General features: G+C 61.9%; 9 protein-coding genes. 2 read left to right on the forward strand and 7 right to left on the reverse strand.

What is annotated here, in order from left to right:
• Nucleotides 1-46 precede the first annotated feature (46 nt).
• The gene (locus tag B5F12_RS07030; RefSeq protein ID WP_204221501.1) at nt 47-1,255 is read left to right on the forward strand and encodes a YibE/F family protein; all 1,209 of its coding nucleotides are present in this window, start codon (nt 47-49) and stop codon (nt 1,253-1,255) included.
• 39 nt (nt 1,256-1,294) lie between these two features.
• The gene (locus tag B5F12_RS07035) at nt 1,295-6,541 is read left to right on the forward strand and encodes a metallophosphoesterase (protein ID WP_087232387.1); all 5,247 of its coding nucleotides are present in this window, start codon (nt 1,295-1,297) and stop codon (nt 6,539-6,541) included.
• Between the two features lie 60 nt (nt 6,542-6,601).
• Here B5F12_RS07035 and mfd read toward each other — a convergent pair whose 3' ends face one another.
• From mfd to B5F12_RS07070, 7 genes are all read right to left on the reverse strand, one after another.
• Nucleotides 6,602-9,994, reverse strand: coding sequence for a transcription-repair coupling factor (gene mfd, locus B5F12_RS07040; RefSeq protein ID WP_087232390.1), 3,393 nt, complete (start codon nt 9,992-9,994; stop codon nt 6,602-6,604).
• A 23-nt stretch (nt 9,995-10,017) separates the two neighbouring features.
• Nucleotides 10,018-10,605, reverse strand: a complete 588-nt coding sequence (gene pth, locus B5F12_RS07045) for an aminoacyl-tRNA hydrolase (protein WP_087232393.1) — start codon at nt 10,603-10,605, stop codon at nt 10,018-10,020.
• A 705-nt stretch (nt 10,606-11,310) separates the two neighbouring features.
• Nucleotides 11,311-12,276 (reverse strand): ribose-phosphate pyrophosphokinase, encoded by a 966-nt coding sequence (locus B5F12_RS07050; RefSeq protein ID WP_087232396.1) that lies wholly within the window; start codon nt 12,274-12,276, stop codon nt 11,311-11,313.
• 259 nt (nt 12,277-12,535) lie between these two features.
• Nucleotides 12,536-13,033: an HD domain-containing protein gene (locus B5F12_RS07055; RefSeq protein WP_087232399.1), complete on the reverse strand. Its 498-nt coding sequence runs from the start codon at nt 13,031-13,033 to the stop codon at nt 12,536-12,538.
• A 350-nt stretch (nt 13,034-13,383) separates the two neighbouring features.
• On the reverse strand, nt 13,384-15,534 hold the full coding sequence (locus B5F12_RS07060; protein WP_087232402.1) for a polyribonucleotide nucleotidyltransferase: 2,151 nt from the start codon (nt 15,532-15,534) through the stop codon (nt 13,384-13,386).
• A 177-nt stretch (nt 15,535-15,711) separates the two neighbouring features.
• Nucleotides 15,712-15,978 (reverse strand): 30S ribosomal protein S15, encoded by a 267-nt coding sequence (gene rpsO / locus B5F12_RS07065; RefSeq protein WP_087232405.1) that lies wholly within the window; start codon nt 15,976-15,978, stop codon nt 15,712-15,714.
• A gap of 195 nt (nt 15,979-16,173) precedes the next feature.
• Nucleotides 16,174-16,509 (reverse strand): hypothetical protein, encoded by a 336-nt coding sequence (locus tag B5F12_RS07070; RefSeq protein ID WP_087232408.1) that lies wholly within the window; start codon nt 16,507-16,509, stop codon nt 16,174-16,176.
• Nucleotides 16,510-17,068 lie beyond the last annotated feature (559 nt).

The following is a 17,068-nucleotide window of genomic DNA, read 5'->3' on the forward strand; positions in this document are numbered from 1 at the left end:
TAAAATGAAAAACCATCCGTGAATTGAAGAAAAAGGAGTCAGAGAGATGAAGATGGTTGGACAGAGTAGAAAACAGCGGTTTCTGCTGGTGGGGGCTGTGATCGTGGTGATGTTTTTGGGAGCGCTCATCGCCTTCAACGGCAGGTTGGACCGGCCCGCCCTGCGCCCCACGGGAGGGGCCACCTTTGCCAAGGCGGTGGTGGAAGAGGTGATGTCCAGCAACCTGAACGACAGCGACGTGGAGCTCCAGGGCAATCAGACGGTGGAACTTCGCATCACCAGCGGGGCCTACAAGGGGCAGACCTGTGAGGCCACCAGCCCCTATGCCAATCAATCCGGGGCCAAGTGCGTGCCGGGCCTGCGGGTTATTGCCCTGGTGAACACCGACTCGGAGGGCAATCTGGTGGCCACCGTGTACAATTACGACCGTGGCATGGTGTTGTGGGGGCTGATTGCCCTGTTTCTGGTCATTCTCTGCCTCATTGGCGGAAAGCAGGGGGTCAGCTCTGCGGTGGGTCTGGTGTTCACCTTCGTGTGCATTCTCTTTTTCTATCTGCCCCTGATGTATGTGGGGGTGTCCCCCTTTGTGGCTGCCACCCTCACCTCGGTGATCGTGACGGTGGTGGTGATGTCCCTCATTGGCGGCTGCTCCTATAAGACCCTGTGCTCGGTGCTGGGCACCGTCACCGGGGTGCTCATCGCCGGGGCCACCGCCTACCTGTTCGGGTATCTGGGCCACATCTCCGGGCTGAATGTGGACGATGTGGAGACTCTGGCCTTTATCGCCCAGAATAGCCGCCTGGATGTGGCGGGCGTCCTGTTTTCCGGCATTTTGATTGCCTCTCTGGGGGCGGTGATGGACGTGAGCATGTCCATCGCCTCCACCATTGCGGAGATCCACGCCAACAGCCCGGAGCTGGACTTCCAGCGGCTGTTCCGCTCCGGCATCCACGTGGGCCGGGACATGATGGGCACCATGTCCAACACCCTGATTCTGGCCTTTGCCGGGGGCTCCATCAACACCCTCATCATCATCTACTCCTATAACATGCCCTATCTGGAGTTTATGAACCAGTACGCCATTGGAATTGAGCTGCTGCGGGGCATTTCCGGCTCCATTGGGGTGATTTTGACGGTGCCTGTGGTGTCTGCCATCTCCGCCTTTCTGATGACCAGGAAAAAAATGGAACCTCACGAAACCTTTACACAAAGTTCTAAAACCCTGGATAGAAAGCCCACCGGGGGCTCAGTATAATGCCTGGTGAAGCGGACAAAGGAAGGGAGAGAGAAACTGATGTCAAGAACGAACATGCGAGCTGTGGCTGCGTCCATTCTGGCCGCCTCCATGGCACTGTCCCAGGCCGTCCCGGGCTTTGCCCAGACACCCCAGGCTCAGGCCGGGGCAGAGGCTGTGGACTGGACCCAGGCCCCGCCACTGTTGATTACCGAGGTCTCCACCGACCAGGCCTCAGGCAAGCGCTACACCTACACCGAGGTGTACAACAACTCCGATGAGGCCATCAACCTCAGCGAGTATACCTTCTACTACGCCTATGAGGCTGGTCTGGGCACGGGCAAGGTGTTCAAGCCCGCCGATTGGGGCTCCCAGGGCCAGGATCTGTACATCCAGCCGGGGAAGACCATGGTGCTGTGGCAGAGCGAGGGCACCAGCGGCCGCACGGTGAAGGAGTTCAACCAGTTCTATGGCACCGATTTGGTGGAGAATGTGGACATCGTGCGCATTCCCTACAGCGGCATCCACAACAGCGCCAAGCGTGGCTATTTCCTGGGCAAGGATGAGGATTCCATCCTCGTCTCCGCCTGGTCCAACGCCCACGGCGACGAGATCGCCACGGGCAACCCGGACAAGCAGGCCATCCAGTACGGCTACTCCGGCGCCGGCCGGGAGTGCACCAACCTGGGCGTGGCCGACGCCACCCCCGGCAGCGTCTCCCCGGAGCAGGTGCCCCCGGAGAAGGTGCACGTGGTGGAGCAGGTGCCGGACATTGCAAGCGTCCAGGGTGTGGGCGGCGACGGCCTGACGGTCACCGCCCAGATCCCCTATGAGGGCACCCCCTCTGCCATGAAAGTGACCCTCCACTACCGCCAGATGGCAGGGCAGCAGGAGACCGCCTACACCAACTACAAGGAAGTGGACATGACCGCCACCGGAGATGGGCAGAGCTTTGTGGGCCAGGTCCCTGCCGAGCTGATCTACGCCGACCAGGTGCAGTGGTATGTCACCGCCAGCTACGGCCCCGGCAAGTCCGCCCAGACCCAGGAGCAGACCACCAACGTAAGCCCCGTGGTGCCCCAGGACACCCAGGCGGCCCCCCTGGTGGTCACCGAGGTGGCGGCCAATCCCGGCTCCCCCGACGGCGGCCAGTACTCCTACTTTGAGGTGTACAACCAGACCGACAAGCCCATCAATCTGGGCTACTACAAGGTGCTGTACTACTACGACTACCCCACCCGCACCGCCGCCCAGTCCGGCAAGACCTGGACGGTGGGGGATTTCACCACCACCATTCAGCCCGGCCAGACCATGGTGTACTGGCTGACCAGCAACGGCACCACCGTGGAGCAGTTTAACAACTTCTACGGCACCGACCTGGAGCTGGGCAAGGACATCGTGCAGGTCAACTATTCCGGCCTCCACGGCAGCGCCCCCCGGTGGATTCGCCTGGGCACCTCGGAGGAGGACGCCTTCACCGTGGCAGGGTTTAACACCGCCTCGGACCAGTTCTCCTCGGCCCGCACCGCCCTGCAATATGCCTGCCCCCACGGCAGCAGCGAGGAAAACGCCTCCATTCCCGCCACCGTCTCCCAGGCCACCCCGGGCCAGGTAGAGCCCTGGCAGGTGCTGGACCAGCTGCTCCCCTTCCAGGGCTATCCCAACTACCCCGCCGATGACGGCAAGGCTCCCACCCTGAACGTGTGTGAGAGCGAGGGGCTGCCTGTGCCCGCGTCCATCCAGGAGGGGGACTGGCTGAAGGTGATGTATGACGTGGACCTGCTCGTGGGCGCCACCGGGGATGACCGCCTGGACGCCTTTGAGGGGGACTACCACTGTGGCAGCGAAGCGCTGAAGAACCGGCCCTACCTCATTGGCACGGAAATTCTCTACAAGCTGGACGACGATACCCAGTGGACCAGCATCAAGCAGACCACCCAGTGGCGTCTGGGCCACTTCCTGATGCAGATTCCCGCCGACGTGCTCTTTGGACATGACTCGGTCACCTTTAAGGTCCGGGCCTACACCCTGTACGGCATGAGCGAGACGGCGGAGGAGACGGTGGCCATTGAGCGCCTCAACGACACCGGGGACAGCGTGCGGCTGAATGTGGCCGACGACACCCTGCTGTCCGGGGTGAGCACCGTCACCGCCAACGACGGCGGAGACAACGCCAACACCACCATTTCCGTGGATGGCACTGAGGTGGACACCCAGATGGTGCTGGAGGACGGGGCCTACTTCATGGTCAAGACCAGCGGCATGAACAACTACTTCAAGAATGCGGTGACGGCCCCCTATGGCGACGACAGCCGGGACATCATCACCATTCTCAGCCCCTGGTGTGAGCTGCCCCTGTCCCGGGCCATCCACGTGGACAACAAGTATTTCACCTACAACGCCGAGACCCAGACCTATGACGTGACCCTCACCATCTGGGCTGGCGACAGCGGTACCCCCTTTGAGGAGATCTACGACGTGGTGAAAAACGAGAACCACGAGGACTTTGAGGTCTCCGGCCTCCAGCTGGTGCTGGCCAACGGCAACAGCTACCTGCCGGTGGAGATCGGACCCGACAACGACAAGACCAACCCCAGCACCGAGCTGGACGCCTGGCACACCATCGGCGACAGCTCCGGCATGGTGCCCTATCTCAACGCCACCTTCCGCATCCCCGCCGCTGAGGTCAACGCCGTGGGCGCCCAGCTGGACACCACCGCCCTCACCGACGGCGTGCACCAGATTGTGGCCACCTCTGGGGACAAGCAGACCACCGCCAACGTGGTGGTGGACAACACCGCTCCCGCCCTTGACCTGGGTGTGGCCCAGGGCAGCGTCCTCTACCAGCCCCTGCGGCTGGAGGAGGGCACTGTGGCCAGCGACGCCAACGGGGTGGAGCACCTGGCGGTGAGCCTGGACGGCCAGCCCCTGACCCTGCCCACCACCCTGGTGCCCCGGGAGCTGAGCGTGGGCGAGCACACCTTGAAGGTGGTGGCCTCGGACCTGGCGGGCAATGTGTCCACCGCTGAGGTGACCTTCACCACCCAGGAGGTGGACCCCAGCGTCTCGGACACCAACAACGACGGCATCACCGCCACCACCGCCCAGCTCAGCGTCTGGCTGGACCAGCAGGTGGCAGACGTGACCTTCCTGGAGGGTAAGAACTTCTCCCTGGAGGATGGCAGCATTGCCGTGGCCGACGGCGACCCCGAGGGCAACGGCACCTTCCCCTATCAGCTGTTTACCATCCAAACCGGAGACACCGCTGCAGACGACACCCTCGCCGTGGAGTGGAGCGGCAGCGCCAGCCACGCCGACCAGACCCACCCGGTGACCATGTACATCTACAACTACACTACCCAGAGCTGGGACCAGGTGGGCCAGGCCGGAGCAGACGGCACCATTTCCAAGTCCGTTGCCGCCCAGGACCATGTGATGGACGGCCAGGCCGTGCTGCTGGTGCAGTGCGCCACCCAGGGTGTGGAGCCGGAGATCTCCACCGCCACCGCCCTGGAGGCCCAGAGCCTGTCTGAGTGGGACGGCACCGGACGGCCGGAGCAGTACGACTTCGCCCTGGCCTGGGAGACCGACACCCAGTACTATGCTGAGAGCTTCCCCTACCACTACACCAACATGAACCAGTGGATTGTGGACAACGCCCAGGAGTGGAAAATCCGCTATGTGCTCCACACCGGCGACATTGTGGACGATGTGGACATGGTGGGCCAGTGGAAAAACGCCGATGAGGCCATGCAGATCTTCGACGAGGCGGGCATGCCCTACGGCGTGCTGGGCGGCAACCACGACGTGTACGCCGGCGCCGAGGGGTACGGCAACTACTGGACCTACTTCGGCGAGGACCGCTTTGCCGACCAGGAGACCTATGGCGGCTCCTACCAGAACAACCTGGGCCACTATGACCTGCTCACCGAGAACGGCCAGGACCTCATCATCCTTTACATGAGTTGGGACATCTACACCGAGGAAATTGAGTGGATGAACCAGGTGCTCCAGCAGTATTCCGACCGCAAGGCCATCATCGCCCTCCACCGCTACACCAACGTCAAGGAGGCGGACAGCCTGCTGGACTACACCGGAAAGCTGCTCCAGGACCAGGTGGTGGCCCAGAACCCCAACGTCATTGCGGTGCTCAACGGCCACTATCACGGGGCCAGCATCCAGACCGATTGCTTCGACGACAACGGGGACGGCATCAAGGAGCGCACGGTGTACCAGATCTGTACCGACTACCAGTCCGACCCCGAGGGCGGCTCTGAGTACATCAAGTTCCTGTACTTCGACCTGAAAAACGACAAGATCTACCTCAATTCCTACTCTCCCTACCGGGATGACTTCAACTACTACGACACCCCCAAGCTGGACAGCTACGGCGAGGGCACCCGAGCGGTGAATATCGACATCAGCGAGCTGGACGTGGACTTCGACACCAGCGACAAGACCTTGACCACCGACCGCCTCACCGTGGACCTGCAGACCCAGCAGGTCATCGCCAGCTATCCCCAGAGCACCGGGGACGTGGAGCACACCTGGCAGGGCCTCCAGCCCGAGACCCAGTACGGCTGGTATGCCCGGGTCACCAACGACCAGTACGGCATCACCACCACCCAGGTGCAGGAGTTTGTCACCGAGGCCCAGCCGGAGCCGGTGACCTACACCATTGAGGCCACTGCTGGAGTGGGCGGCTCCATCAGCAACCCCGGCCAGACCCAGGTGGTAGAGGGCCAGAGCATCACCTACACCATCACCTGTGAGCCAGGCTATCAGGTGGCCCAGGTGCTGGTGGACGGCCAGGCCGTCCAGCTGGAGGATCATCGCTACACCTTCACCGATGTGAAGGCCAACCACACCATCCAGGTGGAGTTTGCCAAGATTCCGGTGGAGGACAAGGTGGACCTGAGCGGCCTTCAGGCTGCCGTGGACCAGGTGGAGGGCCAGGACCTCAGCGGCTATGACCAGGAGGACCTCCAGGAGCTCCACCAGCTGCTGGAGCAGGCCTATCAGGTCCTGGGCGACACCAGCCTGACCCAGGAGGACCAGGCCATGGTGGATGAGCTGGCAGAGGCGCTGCTGGCCGCCCTGGAGCGACTGCCCGAGCTGCCCACGCCCCAGCCCAGCCAGGAGCCCAGCGAGCAGCCCAGTGCCCAGCCCAGCCAGACCCCGGACGGGGAGGATGTGCCCCAGACCGGAGACCAGGCCAATCTGCTGGCCTTTGCCGTGGTGGCCCTCACCGCCTGCGGCGGCTTGGCCCTGGTGACCGCAGAGCGCAAGAAGCGGGAACAGCGCTGAGAAAACACCAAAAATAACAACCCGGCGGGGATGATGTGAAAATCATCCCCGCCGGGTTCTTTATGCTTCTTTTTGGGGCAATGGAGCGGTGTACTTCTCCACCAGCTGCTGCGCCACCCGCAGCGGGTCCTCCCCCTGTTTCAGCTTCAAGGTCAGCAGGCCCTTGTCCTGCCCCGGCGTGAACAGCAGCCGGGCGGGGTACTGGCCCCCCAGGTTGGCGATGGCCTGGAGGTCAAATTCCTCCAGGGTAAACCGCAGGGTGGCCCCCTTCTGGGAGATATCCACCATGCCGCACTTGGCGGCCTGGGAGCGCAGCAGGGCAATGGAAATGAGGTTGTTGACCCCACGGGGCGGGTCACCAAAGCGGTCAATGAGCTCGTCGGTGACGTCGTCCCCGTCCTCCTCGGTGCGGATGCGGGCAATGCGGCGATACAGGTCCATGCGCTGCTGGGCCGACGGCACATACCGCTCGGGGATGGAGGCGGGCACGGACAGGTCGGCGGTGCACTCCCGCACCTGCACCGGAACCTCTCCCTTTTCCGCCAAAACCGCCTCTTCCAGCAGTTTTAGATACAAATCATAGCCAACGCTCATGAGGAAGCCGGACTGCTCGGGGCCCAACAGGTTGCCTGCCCCTCGAATCTCCAAGTCCCGCATGGCAATGCGGAAGCCGGAGCCAAACTCCGCATATTCCCGGATGGCGGACAGCCGCTTGGTGGCAATCTCGCTGAGCACCTTCCCCGTGCGGTAGGTCATATAGGCGTAGGCCTTGCGGGTGGAGCGGCCCACCCGGCCTCGAATCTGGTGGAGCTGGGCCAGCCCTAACTTGTCGGCGTCCTCAATGATGAGGGTGTTGGCGTTGGCAATGTCAATGCCCGTCTCGATGATGGTAGTGCACACCAGCACGTCCACCTCGCCGTCCCCCATGCGGGTCATCACATCGGACAGCTCTTCCTGGCTCATCTTGCCGTGGCCCACCGCCACAGTGACATCCTCGCCCAACATATCCTGAATTTTCACCGCCGTGGCGTGGATGGTGTCCACCCGGTTGTGGAGGTAGTACACCTGGCCGCCACGCTCCAGCTCCCGGCGCATGGCGTCGGCCAGCACCGACCAGTTGTGCTCCAGCACGTAGGTCTGCACGGGCTGGCGGTTGGAGGGGGGCTCCTCAATGGCGGACATGTCCCGGATGCCGGACAGGGCCATGTTGAGGGTACGGGGAATGGGGGTGGCGGAGAGGGTGAGCACGTCCACCTGCCGGGCCAGCTCTTTCAGCCGCTCCTTGTGGGTCACCCCAAACCGCTGCTCCTCGTCCACCACCAGCAGACCCAGGTTTTTAAAGTGCACGTCCTTTTGCAGCAGGCGGTGGGTGCCGATGAGAATGTCCACCGAGCCGTCCTCCACCCCCATGAGGGCATTTTTCATCTGGGTTTGGGTGCGGAATCGGGACACCACCTCAATCTCCACCGGGTACTTGGCAAACCGGGCCTTGGCGGTGAGGTAGTGCTGCCGGGCCAGCACGGTGGTGGGCACCAGAATGGCCGCCTGCTTGCCGTCCAGCACGCACTTCATGATGGCCCGCAGGGCCACCTCGGTTTTACCATAACCCACGTCCCCGCACAGCAGGCGGTCCATGGGCCGGGGGGCCTCCATGTCCTTTTTGATCTCGGCGATGGAGCGCAGCTGGTCCTCCGTCTCCTGGTAGGGGAAGTCGTCCTCAAATTCCCGCTGCCAGGCGGAATCCGGGGCAAAGGCATACCCCGGTTGCCGCTGCCGCTGGGCGTAGAGCTGAATGAGCCCCTTGGCCAGGTCCTTGACCGCGGCCCGGGTGCGGGATTTGGCCCGTTCCCACTCGGTGCCGCCTAGTTTGGACAGCTTTTTGTGCTGGGTGTCGTCTCCGCCGCCGATATACTTGGAGATGGAGTCCAGCTGGGTGGCGGGGAGGTAGAGGGTGTCGGTTCCGGCATAGGCCAGCTTGATGTAGTCCTTGTCGATGCCGTCCACTTTCATTTTGGTCATGCCCACAAAGCGGCCAATGCCGTGGTGCTCGTGGACCACCAGGTCGCCGGGGGTCAGGTCGGTGAAGGAGTCCACCCGGCGGCGGTCGGCGGCGTGTTTCAGCCGTTTTCCCTTTCGCTTGCCCTGGCTCTGGCCCTGGGTGAGCACCGCAAAGGGGCAGCCGATGTAGTCAAAGCCGGCGGACAGCCCCCCCACGGCGATGGTGATGCCTCCGGGGGCGGGCAGCTCGTGGAGCTGGAAGTCCACCGCAGAGCGGATTTTCTTCTCCCGCAGCAGAGCCTGTAAATTCAGGGCCTGCTGCTCGCTGCCCACCAGCACCACCGTGCCCGTCTTGGCGCTTTGCAGTTGGGTGAGGTCGGCGGCGGCGGAGTCCAGATTGGCCCCGAAGGTGGACAGCTGGCGGCCCTGGGCGTTGAACAGGGCCTTGGGAGGCAGGGGCAGGGTGGAGGTGGAGAAGGAGTCCAAAAAGCACAGGGGGAACTGCTGGAGCTCCTCCATGAGCTGGGGGAAGGTGAGGGCGAAGGTGGCGTGTTTGCCCAACTGCACCCCGCTCTCCACCAGGGTTTTCAGGTCCTCGTCCAGCTGCCACAGCCAGTTTTTCCCCCGTTCGGAGACCCGGGTGGACTCGGACAGGCAGACCACAGCGTCGGGGGGCAGGTGGTGGACGGCGGTGTGGGCCACGGGATAGCGCTGGGGCAGCTGATGGTCGGGCACCTGCTGCCAGGTCCCGTCTTCCTGCCGCTGGGGCAGCACCTCCCGCACCGGGAGGAACACCGCCTTGTCCAGATGGCCCACCCGGCGCTGGGTGGCGGGGTCAAACAGGCCCATGGAGTCCACGTCGGTGTCCCAGAACTCCACCCGCACCGGGTGGTCCTGGGCGGGGGAGAACACGTCCAGAATGCCGCCACGCAGGGCAAACTGGCCCACGCCCTCCACCTGGTCGCACCGGGTGTAGCCCAGGGCAGACAGGGCGTCGGCCAGCTGGGTGGGGTCATAGGAGCCGCCGGAGCAGATGGTCACCACATGTTCCAGAAGCTCCTCAGGGGAGAGGGTGCGCTGTAGCAGGCCCTCCACCGTGGCGGTGATGACCTTGCACTCCCCCTGGGCCATGGCGTAGAAGGCGGCCAGGCGGCTGTGTTCCCCCTGGTGGGAGGCCACAGCGCCGTTGTAGAAGTTGAATTCCCGGCTTCCAATCAGGGTCACGCTCCAGCCGGTGAAGGCGGTGATGTCCCGGCCCAGGGCCTGGGCCTCGTCCTCGTCGGCGCACACCATCACCACCGGGCGGTCCAGGGCGGTGCCCAGTCCGGCGGCAAAGTGGGCCCGGTGGATGCGGGACAGCCCCGACACCGCCGCCGGGGACTGGCCCGTCTCCAGGGCCTGCACCAGGGCGGGAAACTGGGGCACTTGTTGGAGAATGTGGAGTAATTCCTTCATAGCGGCTCCTTTTTCCACCAAAGTTAGTTGAACTGATTCATGGCCTTCTGGGGCCCGTCCTTGAGATAGCACTCCACCGCTTGGGCCGCCCGCAGGGTGGCCTCGTCCATGGCGGTCTTGTCCGGGCCCACAAACTTGCCCAGCACCCAGTCGGCCATGTCGTAGTCAGGGTGGGGCTTGCCCCCCACGCCAATCTTCACCCGGGGGAATTTGTCGGTGCCCAGGCGCTGGATAATGCTCTTCAGGCCGTTGTGGCCTCCGGCGGAGCCACTGGTGCGGATGCGCAGCTTACCCACCGGCAGGGACACGTCGTCACACAGCACCAGAATATGCTCCTCGGACACTTTATAGAAGGCGGCGGCCTCCGCCACCGCGTCACCGGACAGGTTCATGTAGGTGGTGGGCTTCATCACCAGCACCCCCTGGCCGGAGATGGTGGCCTGGTGGGTGAGGGCGTGGAATTTCAGACGCTGCACCGGGAAGTCTCCCCGGTCGGCCAGCTGGTCAATGGCCATAAACCCGGCGTTGTGCCGGGTGTTTTCGTATTTGTCGCCGGGGTTGCCCAGACCCACCACCAGCCAGGTCACCGGCAGCTTTTTACCAAAAAACATGGGGAAAACTCCTTCTTATTTCATTTTTGGAGAAGGGTCCTTCTCCGATTTGTCAGGCGGAGACCAGCGCCCCAGCCGGGGACGCTCCGCTGGGCCCGATTTCTCCACGATGAGAAATCGGGGAAAGAATCGCTTAGGGCGTTCCCCCCTAAGTACCCCCCTGGGGTACCAGGCTGGGAATGCGTCAAGCTGGTGTTCGGCCCGTCACCCTTGCTGTGGCCCCTGTCACTGCCACCACACCAGGCTGCCCTGGGTAGCTGGCCCTATGGCCGGGCGATTTTCACATCCGGGCCTACCTTGGTGCAGCGGCGTTCCCGCCGCCGGGAGCCTGGCTTCCGGCAACTGGGAACAGTTGCATACCAAGGTTAGGCCCTGGGGATAGGAGTATTATTTGTCGTAGAAGCTGGCACTCACAAAAGAATTGCCATGCCATCTATGTGACCCCACCAGTCCAAGGGCCGAAAAGAGAAAGGTGCACACTCCATCCAGTACCGCGGGGTGGATTCCACAAGGCGGGGGAAGGCCCCGCCTTTGGTGGTCTTTGGTTCCTTTCTGGCAGCAGAAAGGAACCCCCAGCGGGTAGCGTCCCCACCAGGCTGGCAAGCCGGAACAGGGAAACCGATAGAGGGTCAAACCCTCTTTCCCAAAAGAGAAGAAAAAGGGCTGTTGCAGGCACAGCCTGCAACAGCCCCCAAATGAGCGTGATTACTGGAACAGCTTGGACACAGACCGCTCCTCGTAGATGCGGGCAATGGCCTCGGCGAACATGTGAGCCACGGACAGATACTTGATCTTGGGGCACACCTCGGCGATGTCCTCCCGGGGCTGGATGGTGTCCAGGAACAGCACCTCGTCCAGCACAGAGGCATTGATGCGCTCAATGGCAGGGCCGGAGAGCACGCCGTGAGAGGCGGCAGCGGTGACGGACTTGGCGCCGCCAATGTCCACCAGAGCCTGGGCGGCGTGGCACAGAGATCCGCCGGTGTCCACCATGTCGTCCAGCAGGATGACGTGCTTGTCCTTCACCTCGCCGATGATGTTCATCACCTCGGAGGAGTTGGCCTTCTGACGGCGCTTGTCCACAATGGCCATGGGCATGTCCAGCTTCTGCGCGAAGGCACGGGCACGGGCCACAGAGCCCACGTCGGGGGAGACCACCATGGTCTCGTCGTGGACGGCGGCGAAGCGGCGCAGGAAGTGGTCCACAAACACAGGAGAGCCCAGCAGATTGTCCACGGGGATGTCAAAGAAGCCCTGAATCTGGTTGGCGTGCAGGTCCATGGTCAGCACACGGTCGGCGCCGGCCCGGGTGATCAGGTTGGCCACCAGCTTGGCGGAAATGGGGTCACGGGGCTTGGTCTTACGATCCTGACGGGCGTAGCCAAAGTAGGGGATGACGGCGGTGATGCGGCCGGCAGAGGCGCGCTTGAGAGCGTCGATCATGATCAGCAGCTCCATCAGGTTGTCATTGACGGGGGAGCTGGTGGACTGAACCACGAACACGTCGGAGCCACGGACGGTCTCATGAATGGAGACAAAGTTCTCTCCATCGGAGAAGGCGCCCACCTCGGCACTGCCCAGGGGAATGCTCAGGTCCTGGCAGATGGCCTCGGCCAGAGCACGGTTTGAGCTTCCGGAGAAGATTTTCAGATCTTTACCGTGAGAAATCATTGTTGTACTTCCTCTCTGTGTGTGATGTATGGTAGGGGCATCCAGTGCCGGGACGGGGCGTTGCCCGCCCACCACAATCGCTGACAAAATGCATCTAAAATATTATATCAGAATCCACCGGTTTTTGAAGAGGGAAATTGAAATTTGTCCAAAATCCTTCCTTCTACACAAAAGAAGCATACAAATTTCCCCCCGGCCTGTGAAATGGGCAACAGACCGGGGAAAATTTAACACAGATAAAATACAGTTTCTGGAAAACTCAGCAGCAACCCACCCGGGCCATCAGCCGACGGCGCAGGGGAATGATGCGATACAGCTGGGCCACTTCGATGGTGGCGCACAGCTTATCCGCCAGGTTTACCGCAATGGCCACCCGAGAGCGGGGCAGATGCACCGCCAGGGGGAACATGTGGGAGACGATGGCGTTGGCCTCTCGGTCGCTGAGGTCGGGGCACAGGGCCCGGGCATTGCGCAGGGCAAACACGGGGTGGTCCAGGCACTGGTTGCCGGGATGGGCGTTGCGGTCTGCGGGGTCATAGAGGTACAGGTCGTGGAGCAGTCCCGCCCGGGCGGCGGCCCGGCAGTCCCAGCCGAAGCGCTGGGCGATGCGGTAGGCCATGTAGGCCACAAAGAGGGAGTGCTCATAGCAGGTCACGGAGAAGTGGTGCCGCCATTGCCGCATGGCATTGACCTCCTTGGAGGCCAGCAGAGGAGCCAGGCACCCGAAAAACTCCTCTGCGTGGGGTGATATCCACATAGGAAAAAACCTCCTATCTCTATAAACACAGGGTTGACATCTTTCCACCTCTAGTATAGCAAACCGGGGTGTCGTTGTCAGCAGATTTCGGGGAGAAAAATTTTTCCTCTGCGCCCAGCGCAGAGGAATGAATAATGATAAATGAATCATGAATAATTGTGGTGTGCCGCAAGCGGCACGGATTCTAATCTGAGGCAGAGACCGAAGAATGGGCGTATGGCTCCATCCCAGAGGAAGGGCCTGGGATTGGCAGACGCTAAAGGGCCTGCATTCTTCATTTTTCATTCTTCGTTATTCATTCAAAAATTTCAAGGCGCTGTGGAAATTGCTCCACAGCGCCTTGGAATTTTTTATTTAATGGGCTCGCCAGCGGCCTTCTTGGCCTCGATTTCCCGCAGAGCGTCCTTGTAGGACAGGTTCACACGGCCCTTCTCGTCAATGTCAGTGACCTTGACCCAGATCATGTCGCCGATGTTCACCACGTCCTCCACCTTCTCCACGCGGCGGTTGGCCAGCTTGGAGATGTGCACCATGCCGTCCTTGCCGGGAGCCAGCTCCACGAAGGCGCCGAACTGGAGGATGCGCACCACCTTGCCGTAGTACAGAGCACCCACCTCGGGGACGAACACGATGGTCTCGATGGTCTTCTTGGCGGCCTCGCAGGAAGCCTTGTCCACACCGGCAATGAAGATGGTGCCGTCGTCCTCGATGTCGATCTTGGCGCCGGTGTCGGCACAGATCTTCTGGATGACCTTACCGCCGGAACCGATGACCTCACGAATCTTGTCAGCGTCGATCTTCATCTTGATCATCTTGGGGGCGTTCTCGCTGACCTCAGCGCGGGGCTCAGAGATGCAGGGCAGCATGATCTCGTCCAGGATGGCGAAACGGGCGTCCCGGGTGATCTCCAGGGCCTCCTTGATGATGGCGTGGGACAGACCGTCGTTCTTCAGGTCCATCTGGATGGCGGTGATGCCCTTCTTGGTACCGGCCACCTTGAAGTCCATCTCGCCGTGGAAGTCCTCCACGCCCTGGATGTCGATGAAGGTGGTGAAGGAGCCGTCGTCGTCCTGAATCAGGCCGCAGGAGATGCCGGCCACGGGGGTCTTGATGGGCACGCCGGCGTCCATCAGAGCCAGAGTGGAGCCGCAGATGGAGCCCTGAGAGGTGGAGCCGTTGGAGGACAGCACCTCGCTGACCACACGGATGGCGTAGGGGAACTCCTCCACGCTGGGAATCACGGGCTCCAGAGCGCGCTCAGCCAGAGCACCGTGGCCCTTCTCGCGGCGGTTGGTGGAACGGGCGCCGCGGGCCTCGCCCACAGAGTAGCCGGGGAAGTTGTAGTGGTGCATGTAGCGCTTCTCTTCCTCTTCCCAGATGGTGTCCAGCTTCTGGGAGGCGGCCAGGGTGTTCAGGGTACACACGGACAGCACCTGAGTCTGACCACGGGTGAACAGGCCGGAACCGTGGACACGGGGCAGAACGCCCACTTCGGCGGCCAGAGGACGGATCTCGTTCTTGGCACGGCCATCCACACGGTGGCCTTCCAGCAGCCAGGCCTTGACGATCTTCTTCTGGAACTTGTAGGTGAACTCCTCCAGGTACTGGTCCATATCGGGATAGGTCTCCAGATACTTCTCGTGCCAGTGGTCGATCATGGCGTTCCAGCGCTGCTCCCGGACGTTCTTGTCGTCGGTGTCCATGGCGGCCTTGGCCTCGTCCATGAAGTTGGCCACGATATCGTCAAACAGCTCCTGGTTGAAGGAGGCGTGCTGATACTCGAACTTGGGCTTGCCGATCTCGGCCACAATGCCGTTGATGAACTCCACCTGACGGCGGATTTCTTCGTGGGCCTTGACAATGCCCTCGTACATGATCTCGTCGGGAATCTCCTTGGCGCCGGCCTCGATCATGACCACCTTGTCCATGGTGGCGGCCACAGTCACGTCCATCTGGGAGGCGTGCTTCTGCTCACGGGTGGGGTTCATGACGATCTGGCCGTCCACATAGCCCACTTCCATGCAGCCGATGGGGCCGTTCCAGGGAATGTCGGAGTAGGACAGGCAGGCGGACACGCCGATCATGGCGGTGACCTCAGGAGAGCAGTCGTAGTCCACGCTCATGACGGTGCAGGTGACCACCACGTCGTTGCGCAGGTCGGTGGGGAACAGGGGGCGGATGGGCCGGTCGATCAGACGGCTGGCCAGCACGGCGGGCAGGGAGGGCTGACCCTCCCGGCGCATGAAGGAGCCGGGGATGCGGCCCACGGCGTACAGCTTCTCCTCGAAGTCCACAGACAGGGGGAAGAAGTCGATGCCGTCCCGGGGACGGGGGGAGGCGGTGACAGCCACCAGAACGCTGGTCTCACCGTAGGTGACCATGGCGGCAGCGTTGGCCAGCTCGGCCATCTTGCCCACTTCGATCTTCAGGGGACGGCCAGCCACCACAGTCTCATACACCTTGTGGTTGACAAATTCCTTGTGCTTGATGATGGTAGACATCGGTTGATACACTCCTTTTCTTTGGGCCCAGCTGGAGCGATCACACTTTAGCACTTGAACACAGGCCCCTCCTATTGGTGAGACCCATGTTCAACTGCTAAAAGGATAGGCTCCAGCAGATGGCGGGGAATAGAGGCAAGGGCGGCGTGAGGTTCACGCCGCCCTATTTGAAAAAACTTACTTACGGATGCCCAGCTTGGCAATGATAGCGCGGTAACGCTCGATGTCCTTCTTAGCCAGGTAGTCCAGCATCTTGCGGCGCTTACCGACCATCTTCAGCAGGCCACGACGGCTGTGGTTGTCGTGGATGTGCACCTTCAGGTGCTCGGTGAGCTCCTGGATGCGGGCGGTGAGGATGGCGATCTGAACCTCGGGAGAACCGGTATCGGTCTCGTGGGTGCGGTTGGCCTCGATGACGGCAGTCTTCTGGTCCTTACGAATCATGGGTAGTTTCCACCTTTCTTGTATTCTGCCCGGACGCTGAGTATCGGGCGGGTGAATCCCCCGCGTAACAAGCGGGCAATGTCCCGAAACTAAGCTGACGGGTGTGCATCAAAATGCTCGAATAGCATATCATAATCATACCCCAATTGTAAAGGCATTTTTCCTGATTTTTTTATTTTCTGTCAACTTTGGTGATTATGCCACCAGAATGCGGAGGCTCAGCAGCAGCATGGCCCCGATCACCGACAGGGTGGCCACCCACTCCCCGTGCTGTATGAGCCACCACAGCCCAGAGGCCCGGCCAGCGGGGCGGGGAGCCTGGGGTTCCAGGACCTCCTGGGGCTGGTCCACGTCCAGGTCGTGGTCCTGCTTCCAGGCGGTAAAGTCGATGATCTGTCCGGTCTTGCCAGCGTGGGCGGGGGCTTGCCGGGACAGACACACCAGCTCCCGGGTGGGGGCATTCTCATAGGCCGGGGCGACGCTGCTCATGGTCACTCTCCGGGCAGGTACGGTGTAAAATGTGGTCTCCATAGACAATCCTCCTTGTTGTATTTGTGTCCAGTATCTCACAAATACAGTCCCATAAACGACTCTTCCTCGAAATTTGTCGAACCAATGTTCTAGGAGTATGATAATACATTTGTTCGATTTTGTCAAGTGGGGCGCTCCGCGGGGAAAGCCTCCCTCGGGGAAGAAGGCGGATAGCCGCCTGGCTGAGGAGGGCTTGTCCTTCTCCGATTTCCTTGGCGCAGACCAGCGCCCCCGCCGGGGACGCTCCGCTGGGCCCGATTTCTCCCCGATGAGAAATCGGGGAAAGAATCGCCAAAGGCGGGGCCTTCCCCCGCCTTGTGGAATCCACCCCGCGGTACTGGGTGTGCCTGCGTTCTCCTTGTTTCAGCCCTTGGCCCGGTGGGGTCACATAGATAGCGTGGAAATTCTGTGGGTCGTGCTTACTTCTCTGTACAATAGTACTTCTATTCTCAGGGCCTTACCCTGGCCAGCAACTGTTCCCAGTTGCCGGGGGCCGGGCGCAAAAAGCCCCTGAACATTGCCGAATTTCTTGCGTTGTTGGGTGTAGGGGAGGGGCTTG

Origin of the sequence: Pseudoflavonifractor sp. An176, from assembly GCF_002160435.1 — a bacterium.
In the GTDB taxonomy this organism is placed as follows: Bacteria; Bacillota; Clostridia; order Oscillospirales; family Oscillospiraceae; genus Enterenecus; species Enterenecus faecium.